The following is a 13,443-nucleotide window of genomic DNA, read 5'->3' as shown; positions in this document are numbered from 1 at the left end:
CGAATGTCCCCCGCCCTTCGGGCTCCTCCTTTATTTCGCTGCGGGGAGCACCCGGCGCCCTGCGCGCGATGAAAGCGGCGCTCGTGCAAGCCGATCAACCAGTGCGCTGAACGATCACGACGATGGGGTACCTTGCGCAGCGAAATAAAGGAGGAGGGCGAAGCCCGGGGGACATTCGCGGAGCAAGGTACCCCGTCGTCGTGAGCGCGCCCCGAAAAACGACGGTCCCCACCCGACACACGTCAGCCGATGGCAGGAGAAGAAGCCAGCCGCTCCATGAACAGCTCGCAGCGCGCGAGCTGCTCCAGGCTCACGAACTCGTCCGGCTGGTGCGCCTGCTCGATGCTGCCCGGCCCGCACACCACCGTGGGAATGCCGGCGTTCTTGAACAGGCCCGCCTCGGTGCCGAAAGCCACCAGCGTGGTGCCTTCTTCGCCCGACAGGCGCTGCGCCAGCTTCGTGACCGGGTTGTCCGCCGCGCCCAGGAAACTCGGAATCTCGCAGATCGTCTCGAAGCTGAAGCCCGCGTCGGGCGCCACTTTCTTCATGGCGGGCTCCAGGCTGCCCGCATAGGCCACCACCTTGGCCTGCATCTGCCCGGCGTCGGCTGTGGGCAGGTCGCGGAACTCGTAGCGGAACTCCGCGTCGCGCGGCACCACGTTGTCGGCGATGCCGCCATGGAACTGGCCCACGCTGGCGGTGCTGAAGGGCACGTCGAAGCCCTCGTAGCGCGGTTCGTTGCGCTCGAAGTCCTCCGCCATGTCACGCACCTTGCCGATCACGCGCGCCGCCATCTCGATCGCGTTGACCGACTTCGGCGTGAGCGACGAGTGCGCCTCCTTGCCGCGCACGCAGCACTTGTAGCGGTACACGCCCTTGTGCGCGATGGCCGGCACCATGCTGGTGGGCTCGCCCACGATGCAGGCCAGCGGCTTGATGCCGGCGTCGCGCATGTCGGCGATCAGTTCCTTCACGCCGAAGCAGCCGATCTCTTCCTCATAGCTGAACGCGAAATGCACCGCGAAGGGCGAGTCGCTTTCGAGGAAGCGATGGGCATTGGCCAGCGCGATGGCGATGAAGCTCTTCATGTCGGCCGAGCCGCGCCCGTAGAGGCGCTCGTTCTGCACGACGGCCGAGAGCGGGTCGACGCTCCAGTCCTGCCCGTCCCAGGGCACCGTGTCGGTATGGCCCGAGACGATGACGCCGGCCGGCTTGCCTTCGCCCAGCGTGGCGAACAGGTTGGCCTTGGTGCGCTCGGCGTTGTAGGTGATGCGGCTTTGCACGCCCAGGGCCTTCAGGTGGCTCTGCGCGAAGTCGATCAGTTCGAGGTTGCTGTTGGCACTGACGGTGTTCATGCGCACCAGGGTCTGGGCCAGCAGGAGGCTTTGGGGGGAAAGCGTGTGGAGCATGCGCCGCATTCTCCCGGAAGTCGGCACGATGCGTGCACGTGGCCATGCCGCCGGGTGCTCGGCGATGATCTGCCACGCTTGCGGTGCATCGATCCGGGGCGTCCCGCCTCTTTTTTTATCCCGAACATTTCCATGAACGCTCACGCAAATCCCGCCACGCCGGCCGAGCTCTCCGCGCGCGACCTCGAACTGCTGCGCATGGCCATCCGCCTGTCGGACGAATCGAAGGCGCGCGGTCGCCATCCCTTCGCCGCGCTGGTGGCCGACGAACACGGCGAGGTCGTCGCCAGCGCCGGCAACAACTCCATGCCGCCCGAGGGCGACCCCACCCAGCACGCCGAGCTGGTGGCCGCCGCGCAGGCCGCGCGGCTGCTCACGCCTGCGCAGCTGGCGCGCTGCACGCTGTTCACCAGCGCCGAGCCCTGCTGCATGTGCGCGGGCGCCATCTACTGGACGAACATCGGCCGCGTGGTCTATGCGCTGTCGGAACACACGCTGCTGGGCCTGACCGGGGACCACCCCGAGAACCCGACCTTCTCGCTGCCCTGCCGCGAGGTGTTCGTGCGCGGGCAGCACAAGGTCGAGGTGGTCGGCCCGCTGCTCGAGGACGAGGCGGCCGCACCGCACCGGGGCTTCTGGCATGCCGCGCACTGAGCGGGTGCGCGGGCTGCGTGTATCTACGCGGTGCCCCGGGCGGGCAGACTGTATAGACTGGCATTTTGAAACCTCCACGCCATGAAACTCATCGATTCGCTCGTCACGCAGGCGGCCGGCATCGCCGCCGTGCGACGTGACCTCCACGCCCATCCCGAACTCTGCTTCGAAGAAGTCCGCACCGCCGACGTGGTGGCAGGCAAGCTCACCGAATGGGGCATTCCCATCCACCGGGGGCTCGGTACCACCGGGGTGGTGGGCATCGTCAGGAACGGCACCAGCAGCCGCGCCGTCGGCCTGCGCGCCGACATGGACGCGCTGCCCGTCACCGAGCTCAACACCTTCGCCCACGCCAGCAAGCACCACGGAAAGATGCACGCCTGCGGCCACGACGGCCACACCGCCATGCTGCTGGCGGCCGCGCAGCACCTGGCGAAGAACCGCAACTTCGACGGCACCGTGTACCTGATCTTCCAGCCGGCGGAAGAGGGCGGCGGCGGCGCCCGCGAAATGATCAAGGAAGGGCTGTTCGAGCAGTTCCCCATGGATGCCGTCTTCGGCATGCACAACTGGCCCGGCATGAAGGCCGGCCAGTTCGCGGTGAGCCCCGGGCCGGTGATGGCGTCGGGCAACAAGTTCTTCGTCAACGTGGTCGGCAAGGGCGGCCATGCGGCGCTGCCGCAGACCGGCATCGACCCGGTGCCGATTGCCTGCGAGATCGTGCAGGCCTTCCAGACCATCCTCACGCGCAAGATGAAGCCGACCGATTCGGCCGTGATCTCGGTCACCACCATCCATGCGGGCGAAGCCAACAACGTGATCCCCGACAACTGCGAGCTGTCGGGCACGGTGCGCACCTTCTCGCTGGAGGTGCTGGACCTGATCGAGGCGAAGATGAAGCAGATTGCCGACAACATCTGCGCCGCGCACGACGCCACCTGCGAGTTCCGCTTCGAGCGCTACTACCCGCCCACCGTCAACACCGAGGCCGAGGCCGACTTCGCGCGCCGCGTGATGGGCGGCATCGTCGGGCCCGAGAACGTGCTGAAGCAGGAACCGGCCATGACCTCGGAAGACTTCGCCTTCATGCTGCAGGCCAAGCCCGGCGCCTATGCCTTCATCGGCAACGGCGACGGCGCGCACCGCGACGTGCACCACGGCGAAGGCCCGTGCACGCTGCACAACGCGAGCTACGACTTCAACGACGATCTGATTCCGCTGGGCGCCACCTGCTGGGTGCAGATCGCCGAGCAGTTCCTCAAGCCCGGCGCCACCGCGGAGTGACCGCCCGATGATCGCCATTCCCGAAGCCTTTTCACCGCGCTACGCGCAGGCGCGCCAGAAGTTCCTGCAGGCCTGCGTGAGCGCCGGCCTCACGGTCGAGCCGCATGCGCATCCGCTCAAGGGGCGCGACGGCGAAGAGCTGTCGATGGACGTGGCGCTCGACGGCAATGCCGATGCCGAGCATCTGCTGATCGTCACCAGCGCCTGCCATGGCGTGGAAGGCCACTGCGGCAGCGGCGTGCAGGTGTTCGCGCTGCACGACGCCGAATGGCGCGAGAAGGCCAAGGCGCAGGGCGTGGCGGTGCTGTACGTGCATGCGCTCAACCCGCACGGCTTTTCGTACGGCCGGCGCGTCACGCACGAGAACGTCGACCTGAACCGCAACTTCATCGATTTTTCGAAGCCGGTGCCGGTCAACGAGCCCTACGCCAAGCTGCACGAACTGCTGCTGCCCGCCACCTGGCCGCCCACGCCGGAGAACCAGGCGGCCGTGGCCAGGTGGATCGAGAAGCACGGCGCCACCGCCTACCAGGCGGCCGTCACCAGTGGCCAGTACCAGTTCGACGACGGCCTGTTCTTCGGCGGCAAGGCGCCGACCTGGAGCAACAAGACCATCCGCGGCGTGCTGAAGCGGCATGCGGGCAAGGCCCGGCGCGTGGCCTGGATCGACCTGCACACGGGCCTGGGCCCGAACGGCCTCGGCGAGCGCATCTTCGCCTGCCGCGACGACAAGGTCGCCTACGCGCGCGCCAATGCATGGTGGGGCACGCCGGCCGCGCCGGTCACGTCGATCTACGACGGTTCGTCGACCTCCGCATTGCTGCGCGGGCTGATGTGGGACGCCATGTACGAAGAGTGCCCGCAGGCCGAGTACACCGGCATCGCGCTCGAGTACGGCACGCTGCCGATCCTGGAAGTGACGGGCGCGCTGCGCGCCGACCACTGGCTGCACAAGCACCCGGAGGCGCCGGCCGACCTGGCGGACAGCATCCGCGCGCGCATGGTGGAAGCTTTCTACACCGACACCGATGCCTGGCGCGGACAGATCGTCAGCCAGGCCCGCCAGGCGATGTTCCAGGCGGTGGACGGCCTCAGGTCCTGACCCGGCCGTCTCCGGTCAGCATCGACAGTTCGACGAACTTCGAGGCCACGTGGTTCTTCGAGGAGAACGACACCTCGAACCCGCCGAACTGCTGGCGGTCGATGCTCTCCAGCCCTGCAATGAGGCTCTCGCGCGCAGGCTTGCCCGGCGCCTTGCGCAGGCCCTCGACCAGAACCTTCGCGGCCAGGTAGCCTTCCATGCTCGAGAAGTTGGCGCTCGCACTGTTGCCGGCCTTGCGCACCGCTTCGGCGAACTCGCGTGCCAGCGCATTGGCCTGGTTGTAGGGTGAGGGCACCACCTGGGTGATCATCACGCCGGCCGCGTCCTTGCCCAGTTCGTCCGCCAGCGCCTGCGTGCCCACGAAGGACATGTTGAAGAAGGTGCCGCCGTAGCCCGCCTTGCGCGCTTCGCGGATGAAGGTCGCGCAGGCTTTGTACGCGCCCACCTGCACCACGGCGTCGGGCCGCGCCGCCACGATCTTCTTCACGGCCTGGGCCACGTCGGCCGAGTTGCGCTCCACGGTGGCCAGTGCGACCGGCTTGAGTTGCTGCTCGCCGAGCGCCAGCGTCACGCCGTCGAGCCCGGCCTTGCCGTAGGCGTCGTTCTGGTAGAAGACCGCGATCTTCTTCAGGCCCAGGTGGGTGAGCTGCTTCACCATGAGCGCCGTCTCGTCGTTGTACGAGGCGCGCAGGTGGAACACGTTCTTCTGGAACGGCTCGCGCAGCGACATCGCGCCGGTGAAGGGGGCCACGAAGGGCACCTTGTCCTTCACCGCCAGCGGCAGCGCCGCCAGGCTGGTGGGCGTGCCGACGTAGCCGAACAGGGCGAACACGTCTTCCTCGATGAACTTCTGCGTGTTGGCGGCGCAGCGGTCGGGCTCGTAGCCGTCGTCGAGGTTCTTGATGACCAGGTTGCGGCGGCCCGGCTGGGCGTTGTACTGGTCCAGGAACAGCTTGGCGCCCTGGTTGAACTGGATGCCCAGCTGGGCGGACGGCCCGCTGAACGGCGCCGACTGGCCCAGCACCAGCGGCGTGTCGCCCTGTGCCCGGGCGATGCCGAAGCCGCCCAGCGTGGCGGCCGCGCCGGCGGCCAGCGAAAAATGTCGTCGATTCATCGTCATGTTGAAAACCCGTTCCCGCGCTCTGACTTGCGCACAAATTAGACTTGCCCGATGCCCCACGCACCGGATTCCCTGCTCGAAGAAGCACCCCCGCCCGCCACGTCCACCGTGCTGGGGGCCTGCCCCCATGACTGCCCGGACACCTGCGCGCTCGTCACCACCGTGAAGGACGGCGTGGCCGTGAAGCTGCAGGGCAATGCCGCGCATTCGCATACCGGCGGCGTGCTGTGCACCAAGGTGTCGCGCTACATCGAGCGCAACGACCACGCCGAGCGGCTGGTCCAGCCGCTCAAGCGCGTCGGACCCAAGGGCAGCGGGCAGTTCGAGCCGGTGAGCTGGGAGGCCGCGCTGGACGACATCGCCGCGCATCTTCGAGTATTACAGGGAAAACCCGAGGGTATTGTCCCCTACAGCTATGCGGGCACCATGGGCCTGGTGCAGGGCGAGTCGATGGACCGGCGCTTCTTCCACAAGCTGGGCGCCACCCTGCTGGACCGCACCATCTGCTCCATGGCCGGCGGCGAGGCCATGGTCTACACGTTGGGCGCCAAGGTCGGCATGCGCATCGAGTTCTTCGCCGAGGCCAGGCTCATATTGATATGGGGCAGCAACTCCATCGCCAGCAACCTGCATTTCTGGCGCCACGCCCAGGCCGCCAAGCGCGCCGGCGCCCGGCTGGTGTGCATCGACCCGCGCAAGACCGAAACCGCCGACAAGTGCGACGAGCACATCGCGCTGCTGCCAGGCACCGATGCCGCGCTGGCGCTGGCCCTCATGCACGAGCTGATCGTGCACGACTGGCTCGACCATGACTACATCGCCAGCCACACGCTGGGCTGGGAGCAGCTGCGCGAACGCGCGCTGCAGTGGCCGCCCTCGCGCGCGGCCGAAGTCTGCGGCATTCCCGAAGAACAGATCGTCTCGCTGGCCAGGGCCTACGGCACCACCAAGCCGGCCGCGATCCGCCTGAACTACGGCATGCAGCGCGTGCGCGGCGGCGGCAACGCGGCCCGCGCCATCGCCTGCCTGCCGGCGCTGGTGGGCGCCTGGCGCGACCGCGCGGGCGGCCTGCTGCTGAGCAGCTCGGGGCATTACCCGGTCGACCGCGCCGCGCTGCAGCGCCCCGACCTGCTGGCCGGGCGCAAGCCGCGCACCATCAACATGAGCACCATCGGCGACGCGCTGCTGGACACCGCCAACCCGGTGAAGGCCATCGTGGTCTACAACAGCAACCCGGTGGCGGTGGCGCCCGAATCGGCCAAGGTGGCGGCGGGCTTCGCGCGCGAAGACCTCTTCACCGTGGTGCTGGAGCAGTTCCGCACCGACACCGCCGACTACGCCGACTACCTGCTGCCCGCCACCACGCAGCTGGAGCACTGGGACATCCACTGCAGCTACGGCCACACCGACGTGCTGCTGAACCGCCCGGCCGTGGCGCCGCGCGGCGAGGCCCGCAGCAACGCCTGGGTGTTCCGCGAACTGGCGAAGCGCATGGGCTTCACCGAACCCTGTTTTTCAGATTCCGACGAGACGCTGTGCCGCACCGCCTTTGCGGAGAACGCGATCGACTTCCCGCAGCTGCTGGCGCAAGGCTTCACCAGCCTGAAGCTGCCGGAAGCGCCGTTTGCCGAGGGCAAGTTCCCCACGCCGTCGGGCCGCTGCGAATTCTTCAGCGCGCGGCTCGAGGCAATGGGCATGAACGGCCTGCCCGACCACGTGCCCAACTGGGAGCCGGCCGGCAGCTCGACCGAGTTCCCGCTGGCCATGATCTCGCCGCCGGCGCGCAACTTCCTCAATTCGACTTTCGTGAACGTGACGAGCCTGCGCGCCATCGAGGTCGAGCCGCTGCTGGAGATCCACGAGGCCGACGCCGCCGCGCGCGGCATCGAGGACGGCGCCCTGGTGCGCGTGTTCAACAAGCGCGGAGAGCACCGCTGCCGCGCCGAGGTCTCGCGCCGCGCACGCCAGGGCGTGGTGCACGGCATGGGCATCTGGTGGCGCAAGTTCGGCATGGACGGCACCAACGTCAACGAGCTCACCAGCCAGCGCCTGACCGACATCGGCCGCGGCCCGACCTTCTACGACTGCCTCGTGGAGGTCGAGAAGGCGTGAAGCTGCTCGCGGCGCTCGCGCTGGCAGGCTCGGTGTTGCTCACCGGCTGTGCCGACCTCGGCTACTACTGGCAGTCCGCCAGCGGCCACATCGGCATCATGCGGGCCGCCAAGCCCGTGCCCGAGTGGCTGGCCGATCCGGCGGTGTCCGCGGCGCTGAAAGCCAAGCTCGAGCTCACGCAGCGCATCCGGCGCTTCGCTTCTTCCGAACTCGGCCTGCCCGACAACCCCAGCTACAAGTCGTACGCCGACCTGCACCGCGCCGCCGCCGTGTGGAACGTGGTGGCCGCGCCGCCGTATTCGCTCACGCTCAAGAGCTGGTGCTTCCCGGTGGCGGGCTGCGTGGGCTATCGCGGCTACTACGACGAAGCCTCGGCCAAGGCCGAAGCCGAGGCGCAGAAGAAAGAAGGCATGGAGGTGGCCGTCTACCCCGTGCCCGCGTACTCCACGCTGGGCTGGATGAACTGGGCCGGCGGCGATCCGCTGCTGTCCACCTTCATCGGCTATCCGGAGGGCGAACTGGCGCGCATCGTGTTCCACGAGCTGGCGCACCAGGTGCTCTACGTGCCGGGCGACACGGTGTTCAACGAGTCTTACGCCACCGCGGTCGAGCGCATCGGCGGCGCGCTGTGGCTGCAGCGCGAGGCCGGCGAGCCGGCCCGCCGCGAATACGCGCAGTTCGACAGGCAGCGCCAGGACTTTCGCGCGCTCGCGCTCGACACCCGCCGCGCGCTCACGAAGGTCTACGAGTCGCCCGAAGCCAAGGCCAAGGACTGGGCCAGGGTAGAGACCATGAAGCAGGCCGCCATGGCCGACTTCCGCGAACGCTACGCCAGCCTGAAGGCCGGCTGGAGCGGCCCGCGCCAGAACGCCTACGACGCCTGGGTGGCGCGCGCCAACAACGCGGCCTTCGGCGCGCAGGGCGCCTACGACGACCTGGTGCCGAGCTTCGAGCAACTCTTCGAGCGCGAAGGCCGCGACTGGCCGCGCTTCTACACTGAGGTCAAGCGCATCGCCGCGCTGCCGACCGAGCAGGCGCGCCGCGCCGCGCTGCAGGCGGCCAGCGGCGTGCTGCAGACCCATTCCAGCCCCCAAGACAAGAAGGAAGATCCCGGTGCCTGACATCCATATCGAACGCAACCACGCGCTTGGCATTGCCGGCGCACGCGAAGTCGCGCGCCAGTGGGTGAAGCAGGCCCAGGAGGAATTCGGCCTCGAATGCGCCTACACCGAAGGCAAGGACCGCGACGTGGCGCAGTTCACCCGCGCCGGCATCGACGGCACGGTCGAGGTCACGGCCAACACCTTCACGCTCGACGCGACGCTGGGCTTCCTGTTCAGCAGCTTCAGCGAGGTCATCGAGCAGAAGATCACGCGCAACCTCGACGCGCTGCTCGGCGCGCCCGGCGGCGGCGGTACCCGGCTGGCCTGAGCGGTCCGGGGCATGACCGCGACGACGAACGCCTCTTCTACTCATGCCGGCGGTCCGTTGGCCGGCCTCAAGGTCATCGAACTGGGCCAGCTGATCGCGGGGCCGTTCGCGGCGCGCACGCTGGCGGACTTCGGCGCCGAGGTCGTCAAGATCGAGGCTCCCGGCACGGGCGATCCGCTGCGCAGCTGGCGGCTGCTGAAGGACGGCACCTCGGTCTGGTGGCAGGTGCAGTCGCGCAACAAGCGCTCGCTGGCGCTCGACCTGCGCGAGCCCGAGGCGCAGGCCGTGGTGCGCAAGCTCGCGGCCGAGGCCGACGTGCTGATCGAGAACTTCCGCCCCGGCGCCATGGAAGGCTGGGGCCTCGGCCCCGACGAGCTGCTGGCCGCCAACCCCGCCCTCGTCATGCTGCGCATCAGCGGCTACGGCCAGACCGGGCCGTACCGCGACCGGCCCGGCTTCGGCGTGGTGGCCGAGGCCATGGGCGGGCTGCGCCACCTCACCGGCGAACCGGGCCGCGTGCCGGTGCGCGTGGGCGTGTCGATCGGCGACACGCTGGCTTCGCTGCATGGCGTGATCGGCGTGCTGCTGGCCATGCAGCACCGGCATGCGACAGTGAGCGCCGAATACCCCAGGGGCCGCGGGCAGGTGATCGACGTGGCGCTCTACGAGGCGGTGTTCAACTGCATGGAAAGCCTGCTGCCCGAGTACGACGCCTTCGGCGCGGTTCGCGAGGCGGCCGGCAGCGCCTTGCCGGGCATCGCGCCGACCAACGCCTACCGCTGCGCGGACGGCGGCTACGCCATCGTCGCGGGCAACGGCGACAGCATCTTCCGCAGGCTCATGGAATGCATCGGCCGGCCCGACCTGGCGGGCGACCCGGCCTTGGCCGGCAACGCCGGACGCGTGGCGCAGGTCGGGATGCTGGACGCCGCCATCGGCGACTGGACCGCGCGGCATACGGTGGAAGAGGTGCTGGCCGCGCTCGACGCGGCGCACGTGCCGGCAGGGCGCATCTACACCATCGCCGACATCGCGGCCGACCCGCACTACGCGGCGCGCGGCATGCTGCAGCAGGTGCGAATGAGCGACGGCAGCCAGCTGGCCGTGCCGGGCTTCGTTCCCAAGCTGTCGCTCACGCCGGCCAGCCACCGGCACAACGCACCGGCAGTGGGGGCGGACACCGATGCGGTGCTGAAGGAAATCGGGCTGAGCGAGGAGCAGATCGCCGCGCTGCGTGCGCGCGGGATCGTGGGGTAGAGCCGGCGGTTGGCTGGTCAGCCGCGCAGCGACTCGATCAGGTCGATGTACTTCTGCTTGGCTTCGTCGGCGCTCGCGCCCTTCTGCGCGGTCCAGGCGTCCCATTTGGCGCGCGCGACGATGTCGCTGAAGCTCGGCTTCTTGGCAGTGTTGTCGCCTTCGGTGGCCTGCTTGAACAGGCCGTAGATCTTCAGCAGCGTCGGGTTGTCGGGGCGCTCGGCGAGCAGCTTGGAGTTGGCCTGGGCGGCTTCGAATTGGGCGTTGAGGTCGGACATGGGCTTGGTCGAATTGAAAAGCTGAAAACGCGCATCTTAAATCGCGTGGTACTTGAAAGTACCGGGGTCAGTCGCGCAGCCCCGCGCGCGCCAGTTCCACGTCCAGCCGCTCGCGGGCGTCGGCCGGATTCAGCGCGGCGGCCTTCTCGAACCATTGCGTGGCCTCGCGCATGCGCGACTCGCCGTGCAGCATCACCAGCGCGCGGGCGTATTCCATCATTCCGGCGGCGGAATCGGGGTTGAGCGCCAGGCCGCGTTCGAACAGCTCGATCGAGGCCTCGGCCCGCACGCCGTAGGTCATGCGTCCGACCAGCGCGCCGACCTTGTCGATCACCTCGGCGTGGAACGCCGCCAGCGCGACGTGCGCATCGGCATGCCCCGGCTGGAGTTCGATGACGCGTTCGAGCGCGCCCTTGAGCTTGCTGCCCAGCCCTTGCGCCAGCGCGCGCGCCACGCTGATGCCCTGGCTGTAGCGACCCAGCGCATAGGCCTGCCAGTAAAGGGCCTGGCAGTTGCCGGGATCGGCCAGCACCTGCGCGCCGGCGCGCTCGATCACCTGGCGGAACATGGCGAGCCGCACGGCTTCGCGCGGCTCCAGGTAGTTGGCGTAGATGGCCGTGGCCTGGTTGGCCAGCACCATGCCGTCGGCGCCGTGCAGCAGGCCGACCGTGGCCGCGCGCTCGAATTCGCCGCTGTGGTACAGCGCCCAGCCCTCGGCGAGCGGCGAGTCCGCGGCGGGCGGCGGCATGTGGTCGTGGCCCGCGTGCAGCCGCGGCCAGTGCGCCAGCACGCTGCGCGCGTCGTGGCGGGGCGTGTCGGCGTAGGGCAGGGGCGTCCACGGTTGCGCGGCGGTGGCGGCGGCCGCGGCGCCGCCGGACATCAGCGAGAGCGGTTTGAAATCGGGGTGGGGCATGGTCTTGTCTAGGCCGCCATATCGACCGGGGACGTCGCGTTGGCTGCATCTTCCGCGCCGTAGGCATTGCTCAATGTCAGCAGATGCCGCCTTTGCTCGGTGCCGAGGTACGGCGCCAGCAGGTGCAGCGTGTGCTGGCCGCCGCGCATCAGCGCACCCTGCGCATGCGCCGGCTCCAGTGCCTCGCGCGGGTTGCGCACGTACTCGTAGCTCAGCCAGTAGGTCAGCACCACCACCATGCTGTGTGCAAGGGTGCCGACCTCGTGCGCATCGATCTCCAGGTGGCCGGCGCGGCTCAGCCCGGCGATCAGCTGGCGGATGGCGCGAGCCTTGTTCTCCAGCACCAGCTGCAACTGGGTTTCCAGGTGGCGGTTCTTGCTCAGCAGGTCGTTGAGGTCGCGGTACAGGAAGCGGTAGCGCCAGATCAGCTCGAACAGGCTGTGCATGAAGAACCACGCGTCCTCCACGTCGTGCACGCCTTCGCTCGCGTGCAGCAGCTCGTTGAGCTCGGCTTCGTAGCCTTCGTAGAGCTTGTTGATCAGCTCTTCCTTGGCCGGGTAGTGGTAGTAGAGGTTGCCCGGACTGATGTTGAGTTCGCCCGCCACCAGCGTGGTCGAGACGTTCGGCTCCCCGAAGCGGTTGAACAGGTCCAATGCGGCTTCGAGGATGCGTTGCGCTGTGCGGCGTGGCGCCTTCTTTGCCATGTCTCGGTGCCCCCGGTTGTCTCTTGAAGGCACTCTAGCGCATGTGCACCGCACCATGAACGGCGCGGTGCATGTTTTGCGGGGCTGTTTTCTTGTGCAGTGCCGCAATAGCGGCCGGCCGATGCGGGCCGGCGCGGCGGGTCAGCCGGCCTTGCTGCGGCGCAAGGTGGTCTTCTTGGCGGCCGGAGCCGCCGTCTTGCGGGCCGCAGCCTTGCGCGGGGCTGCTGTTGCCGCCGCCTGCTTCTTCAGCTGGGCCTCGAGCGCTTCGACGCGCGCCTGCAGCGCGGCCATGTCGGCGGCCGAGGGGGTGCCGAGCTTTTCGAGCGCGCGCGCCACGCGTTCCTCGAAGATGTTCTCCAGCTTGCCCCACTGGCCGGCCGCCTTGGTGCCGAACTCGCTCGCGAAGCCGGCCATGCGCTGCTGGGCCTGGGCCAGCGTTTCCTCGGCGGCCTGCTGGGTCTTCTTCTGCATGCCGGCGCCGTCCTTGACCAGTGCCTCGAAGGCCTTGCTGCCTTCCTGCTGCATCTTGGCGAAGGCGCCGAGCCCGGCCAGCCAGATCTGCTGGGCGGAGTCCTTGATGCGGTCGGCGGCTTTGCTGTTGTCGTCCTGGGAGGCCATGCGAGGTGTTCCTTGAAAGATTCGAATCGATCGCAGGACTCTAGCGGCCCCCGGCGCTCGCGATTAGGGCTTTGCGCCTAGCGCCGGGCTCAGGGCGTGGCGCCGGCGGCGCGGCTGGCGTCCAGGTGGGCCTTGGCGCGCTCGGCCAGCGCCATTTCGCCCGGGGTGCCCGGTGCGAAGCTCTCGACCTGCAATGGCCGCCCGTGCGAGTCGACCGACACGAAGACGATCAGGCACTCGGTGGTCTTCTCCATCGCGCCGCCCTTCATGTCGCCGCTGCGCACCTCGACCGAGATGTTCATGCTGGTCTTGCCGGTGTAGGCCAGGCGGGCCTCCACCTCGACGAGGTCGCCGATCATGATCGGCCGGTGGAAGCGGATGCTGCCGATGAAGGCGGTGACGCAGTAGCGCTTGGCCCAGCTGGTCGCGCAGGCGTAGCCGGCCTCGTCGATCCACTTCATGACCGTGCCGCCGTGGACCTTGCCGCCGAAGTTGACGGTGTTCGGCTCGGCAAGAAAGCGCAGGGTGATCGAGGACATGGTTCGCCTTTTCTGGAATGGCTGT

General features: G+C 68.7%; 14 protein-coding genes. 7 read left to right on the top strand and 7 right to left on the bottom strand.

Features of this window, described 5'->3' with window-relative positions; all coding sequences use genetic code 11:
- Nucleotides 1–242: 242 nt before the first annotated feature.
- Nucleotides 243–1,409, bottom strand: a complete 1,167-nt coding sequence (gene argE / locus AC1RVW_RS08975; protein ID WP_409194680.1) for an acetylornithine deacetylase — start codon at nucleotides 1,407–1,409, stop codon at nucleotides 243–245.
- Between the two features lie 132 nt (nucleotides 1,410–1,541).
- Here argE and AC1RVW_RS08970 point away from each other — a divergent pair, with 132 nt between their 5' ends.
- The 3 genes from AC1RVW_RS08970 to AC1RVW_RS08960 all read left to right on the top strand — a co-directional run bounded on the left by AC1RVW_RS08970 (nucleotide 1,542) and on the right by AC1RVW_RS08960 (nucleotide 4,449).
- Nucleotides 1,542–2,063 (top strand): nucleoside deaminase, encoded by a 522-nt coding sequence (locus tag AC1RVW_RS08970; RefSeq protein ID WP_493199378.1) that lies wholly within the window; start codon nucleotides 1,542–1,544, stop codon nucleotides 2,061–2,063.
- An 81-nt stretch (nucleotides 2,064–2,144) separates the two neighbouring features.
- On the top strand, nucleotides 2,145–3,347 hold the full coding sequence (locus AC1RVW_RS08965; protein WP_493199376.1) for a M20 aminoacylase family protein: 1,203 nt from the start codon (nucleotides 2,145–2,147) through the stop codon (nucleotides 3,345–3,347).
- Nucleotides 3,348–3,354: 7 nt separating this feature from the next.
- A complete protein-coding gene (locus AC1RVW_RS08960) occupies nucleotides 3,355–4,449 on the top strand; it encodes a M14 family metallopeptidase (protein ID WP_081270687.1) in 1,095 nt (364 codons plus the stop codon).
- Here the strand turns inward: AC1RVW_RS08960 and AC1RVW_RS08955 are convergent.
- Nucleotides 4,439–5,569 (bottom strand): ABC transporter substrate-binding protein, encoded by a 1,131-nt coding sequence (locus AC1RVW_RS08955; protein WP_493199373.1) that lies wholly within the window; start codon nucleotides 5,567–5,569, stop codon nucleotides 4,439–4,441. The genes AC1RVW_RS08960 and AC1RVW_RS08955 overlap by 11 nt on opposite strands.
- 51 nt (nucleotides 5,570–5,620) lie before the next feature.
- Here AC1RVW_RS08955 and AC1RVW_RS08950 point away from each other — a divergent pair, with 51 nt between their 5' ends.
- The 4 genes from AC1RVW_RS08950 to AC1RVW_RS08935 are packed head-to-tail and all read left to right on the top strand — an operon-like array spanning nucleotide 5,621 to nucleotide 10,369.
- Nucleotides 5,621–7,681: a molybdopterin-containing oxidoreductase family protein gene (locus AC1RVW_RS08950; protein WP_493199371.1), complete on the top strand. Its 2,061-nt coding sequence runs from the start codon at nucleotides 5,621–5,623 to the stop codon at nucleotides 7,679–7,681.
- On the top strand, nucleotides 7,678–8,802 hold the full coding sequence (locus tag AC1RVW_RS08945; RefSeq protein ID WP_493199369.1) for an aminopeptidase: 1,125 nt from the start codon (nucleotides 7,678–7,680) through the stop codon (nucleotides 8,800–8,802). The genes AC1RVW_RS08950 and AC1RVW_RS08945 overlap by 4 nt, the downstream gene beginning before the upstream one ends.
- A complete protein-coding gene (locus tag AC1RVW_RS08940; protein ID WP_081270691.1) occupies nucleotides 8,795–9,112 on the top strand; it encodes a polyhydroxyalkanoic acid system family protein in 318 nt (105 codons plus the stop codon). The genes AC1RVW_RS08945 and AC1RVW_RS08940 overlap by 8 nt, the downstream gene beginning before the upstream one ends.
- A gap of 12 nt (nucleotides 9,113–9,124) precedes the next feature.
- Entirely contained in the window at nucleotides 9,125–10,369 is a 1,245-nt protein-coding gene (locus tag AC1RVW_RS08935; protein ID WP_493199366.1) for a CaiB/BaiF CoA transferase family protein, read from the top strand.
- 17 nt (nucleotides 10,370–10,386) lie between these two features.
- On the opposite strand, the gene AC1RVW_RS08930 is transcribed toward AC1RVW_RS08935, so the two are convergent.
- The 5 genes from AC1RVW_RS08930 to AC1RVW_RS08910 all read right to left on the bottom strand — a co-directional run bounded on the left by AC1RVW_RS08930 (nucleotide 10,387) and on the right by AC1RVW_RS08910 (nucleotide 13,418).
- Entirely contained in the window at nucleotides 10,387–10,644 is a 258-nt protein-coding gene (locus tag AC1RVW_RS08930; protein WP_007835415.1) for an acyl-CoA-binding protein, read from the bottom strand.
- A 67-nt stretch (nucleotides 10,645–10,711) separates the two neighbouring features.
- Nucleotides 10,712–11,557 carry a hypothetical protein gene (locus tag AC1RVW_RS08925; protein WP_493199364.1) on the bottom strand — a complete coding sequence of 282 codons (846 nt, stop codon included), beginning with the start codon at nucleotides 11,555–11,557 and terminating at the stop codon, nucleotides 10,712–10,714.
- An 8-nt stretch (nucleotides 11,558–11,565) separates the two neighbouring features.
- On the bottom strand, nucleotides 11,566–12,261 hold the full coding sequence (locus AC1RVW_RS08920) for a TetR/AcrR family transcriptional regulator (RefSeq protein WP_493199362.1): 696 nt from the start codon (nucleotides 12,259–12,261) through the stop codon (nucleotides 11,566–11,568).
- Between the two features lie 141 nt (nucleotides 12,262–12,402).
- Nucleotides 12,403–12,879, bottom strand: a complete 477-nt coding sequence (locus AC1RVW_RS08915; RefSeq protein ID WP_081270697.1) for a phasin family protein — start codon at nucleotides 12,877–12,879, stop codon at nucleotides 12,403–12,405.
- Between the two features lie 89 nt (nucleotides 12,880–12,968).
- The gene (locus AC1RVW_RS08910; RefSeq protein ID WP_081270698.1) at nucleotides 12,969–13,418 is read right to left on the bottom strand and encodes an acyl-CoA thioesterase; all 450 of its coding nucleotides are present in this window, start codon (nucleotides 13,416–13,418) and stop codon (nucleotides 12,969–12,971) included.
- Nucleotides 13,419–13,443 lie beyond the last annotated feature (25 nt).

This window comes from Variovorax sp. MPBD4-3 (assembly GCF_058809745.1).
This window is presented reverse-complemented; position numbering and strand designations above follow the sequence as displayed.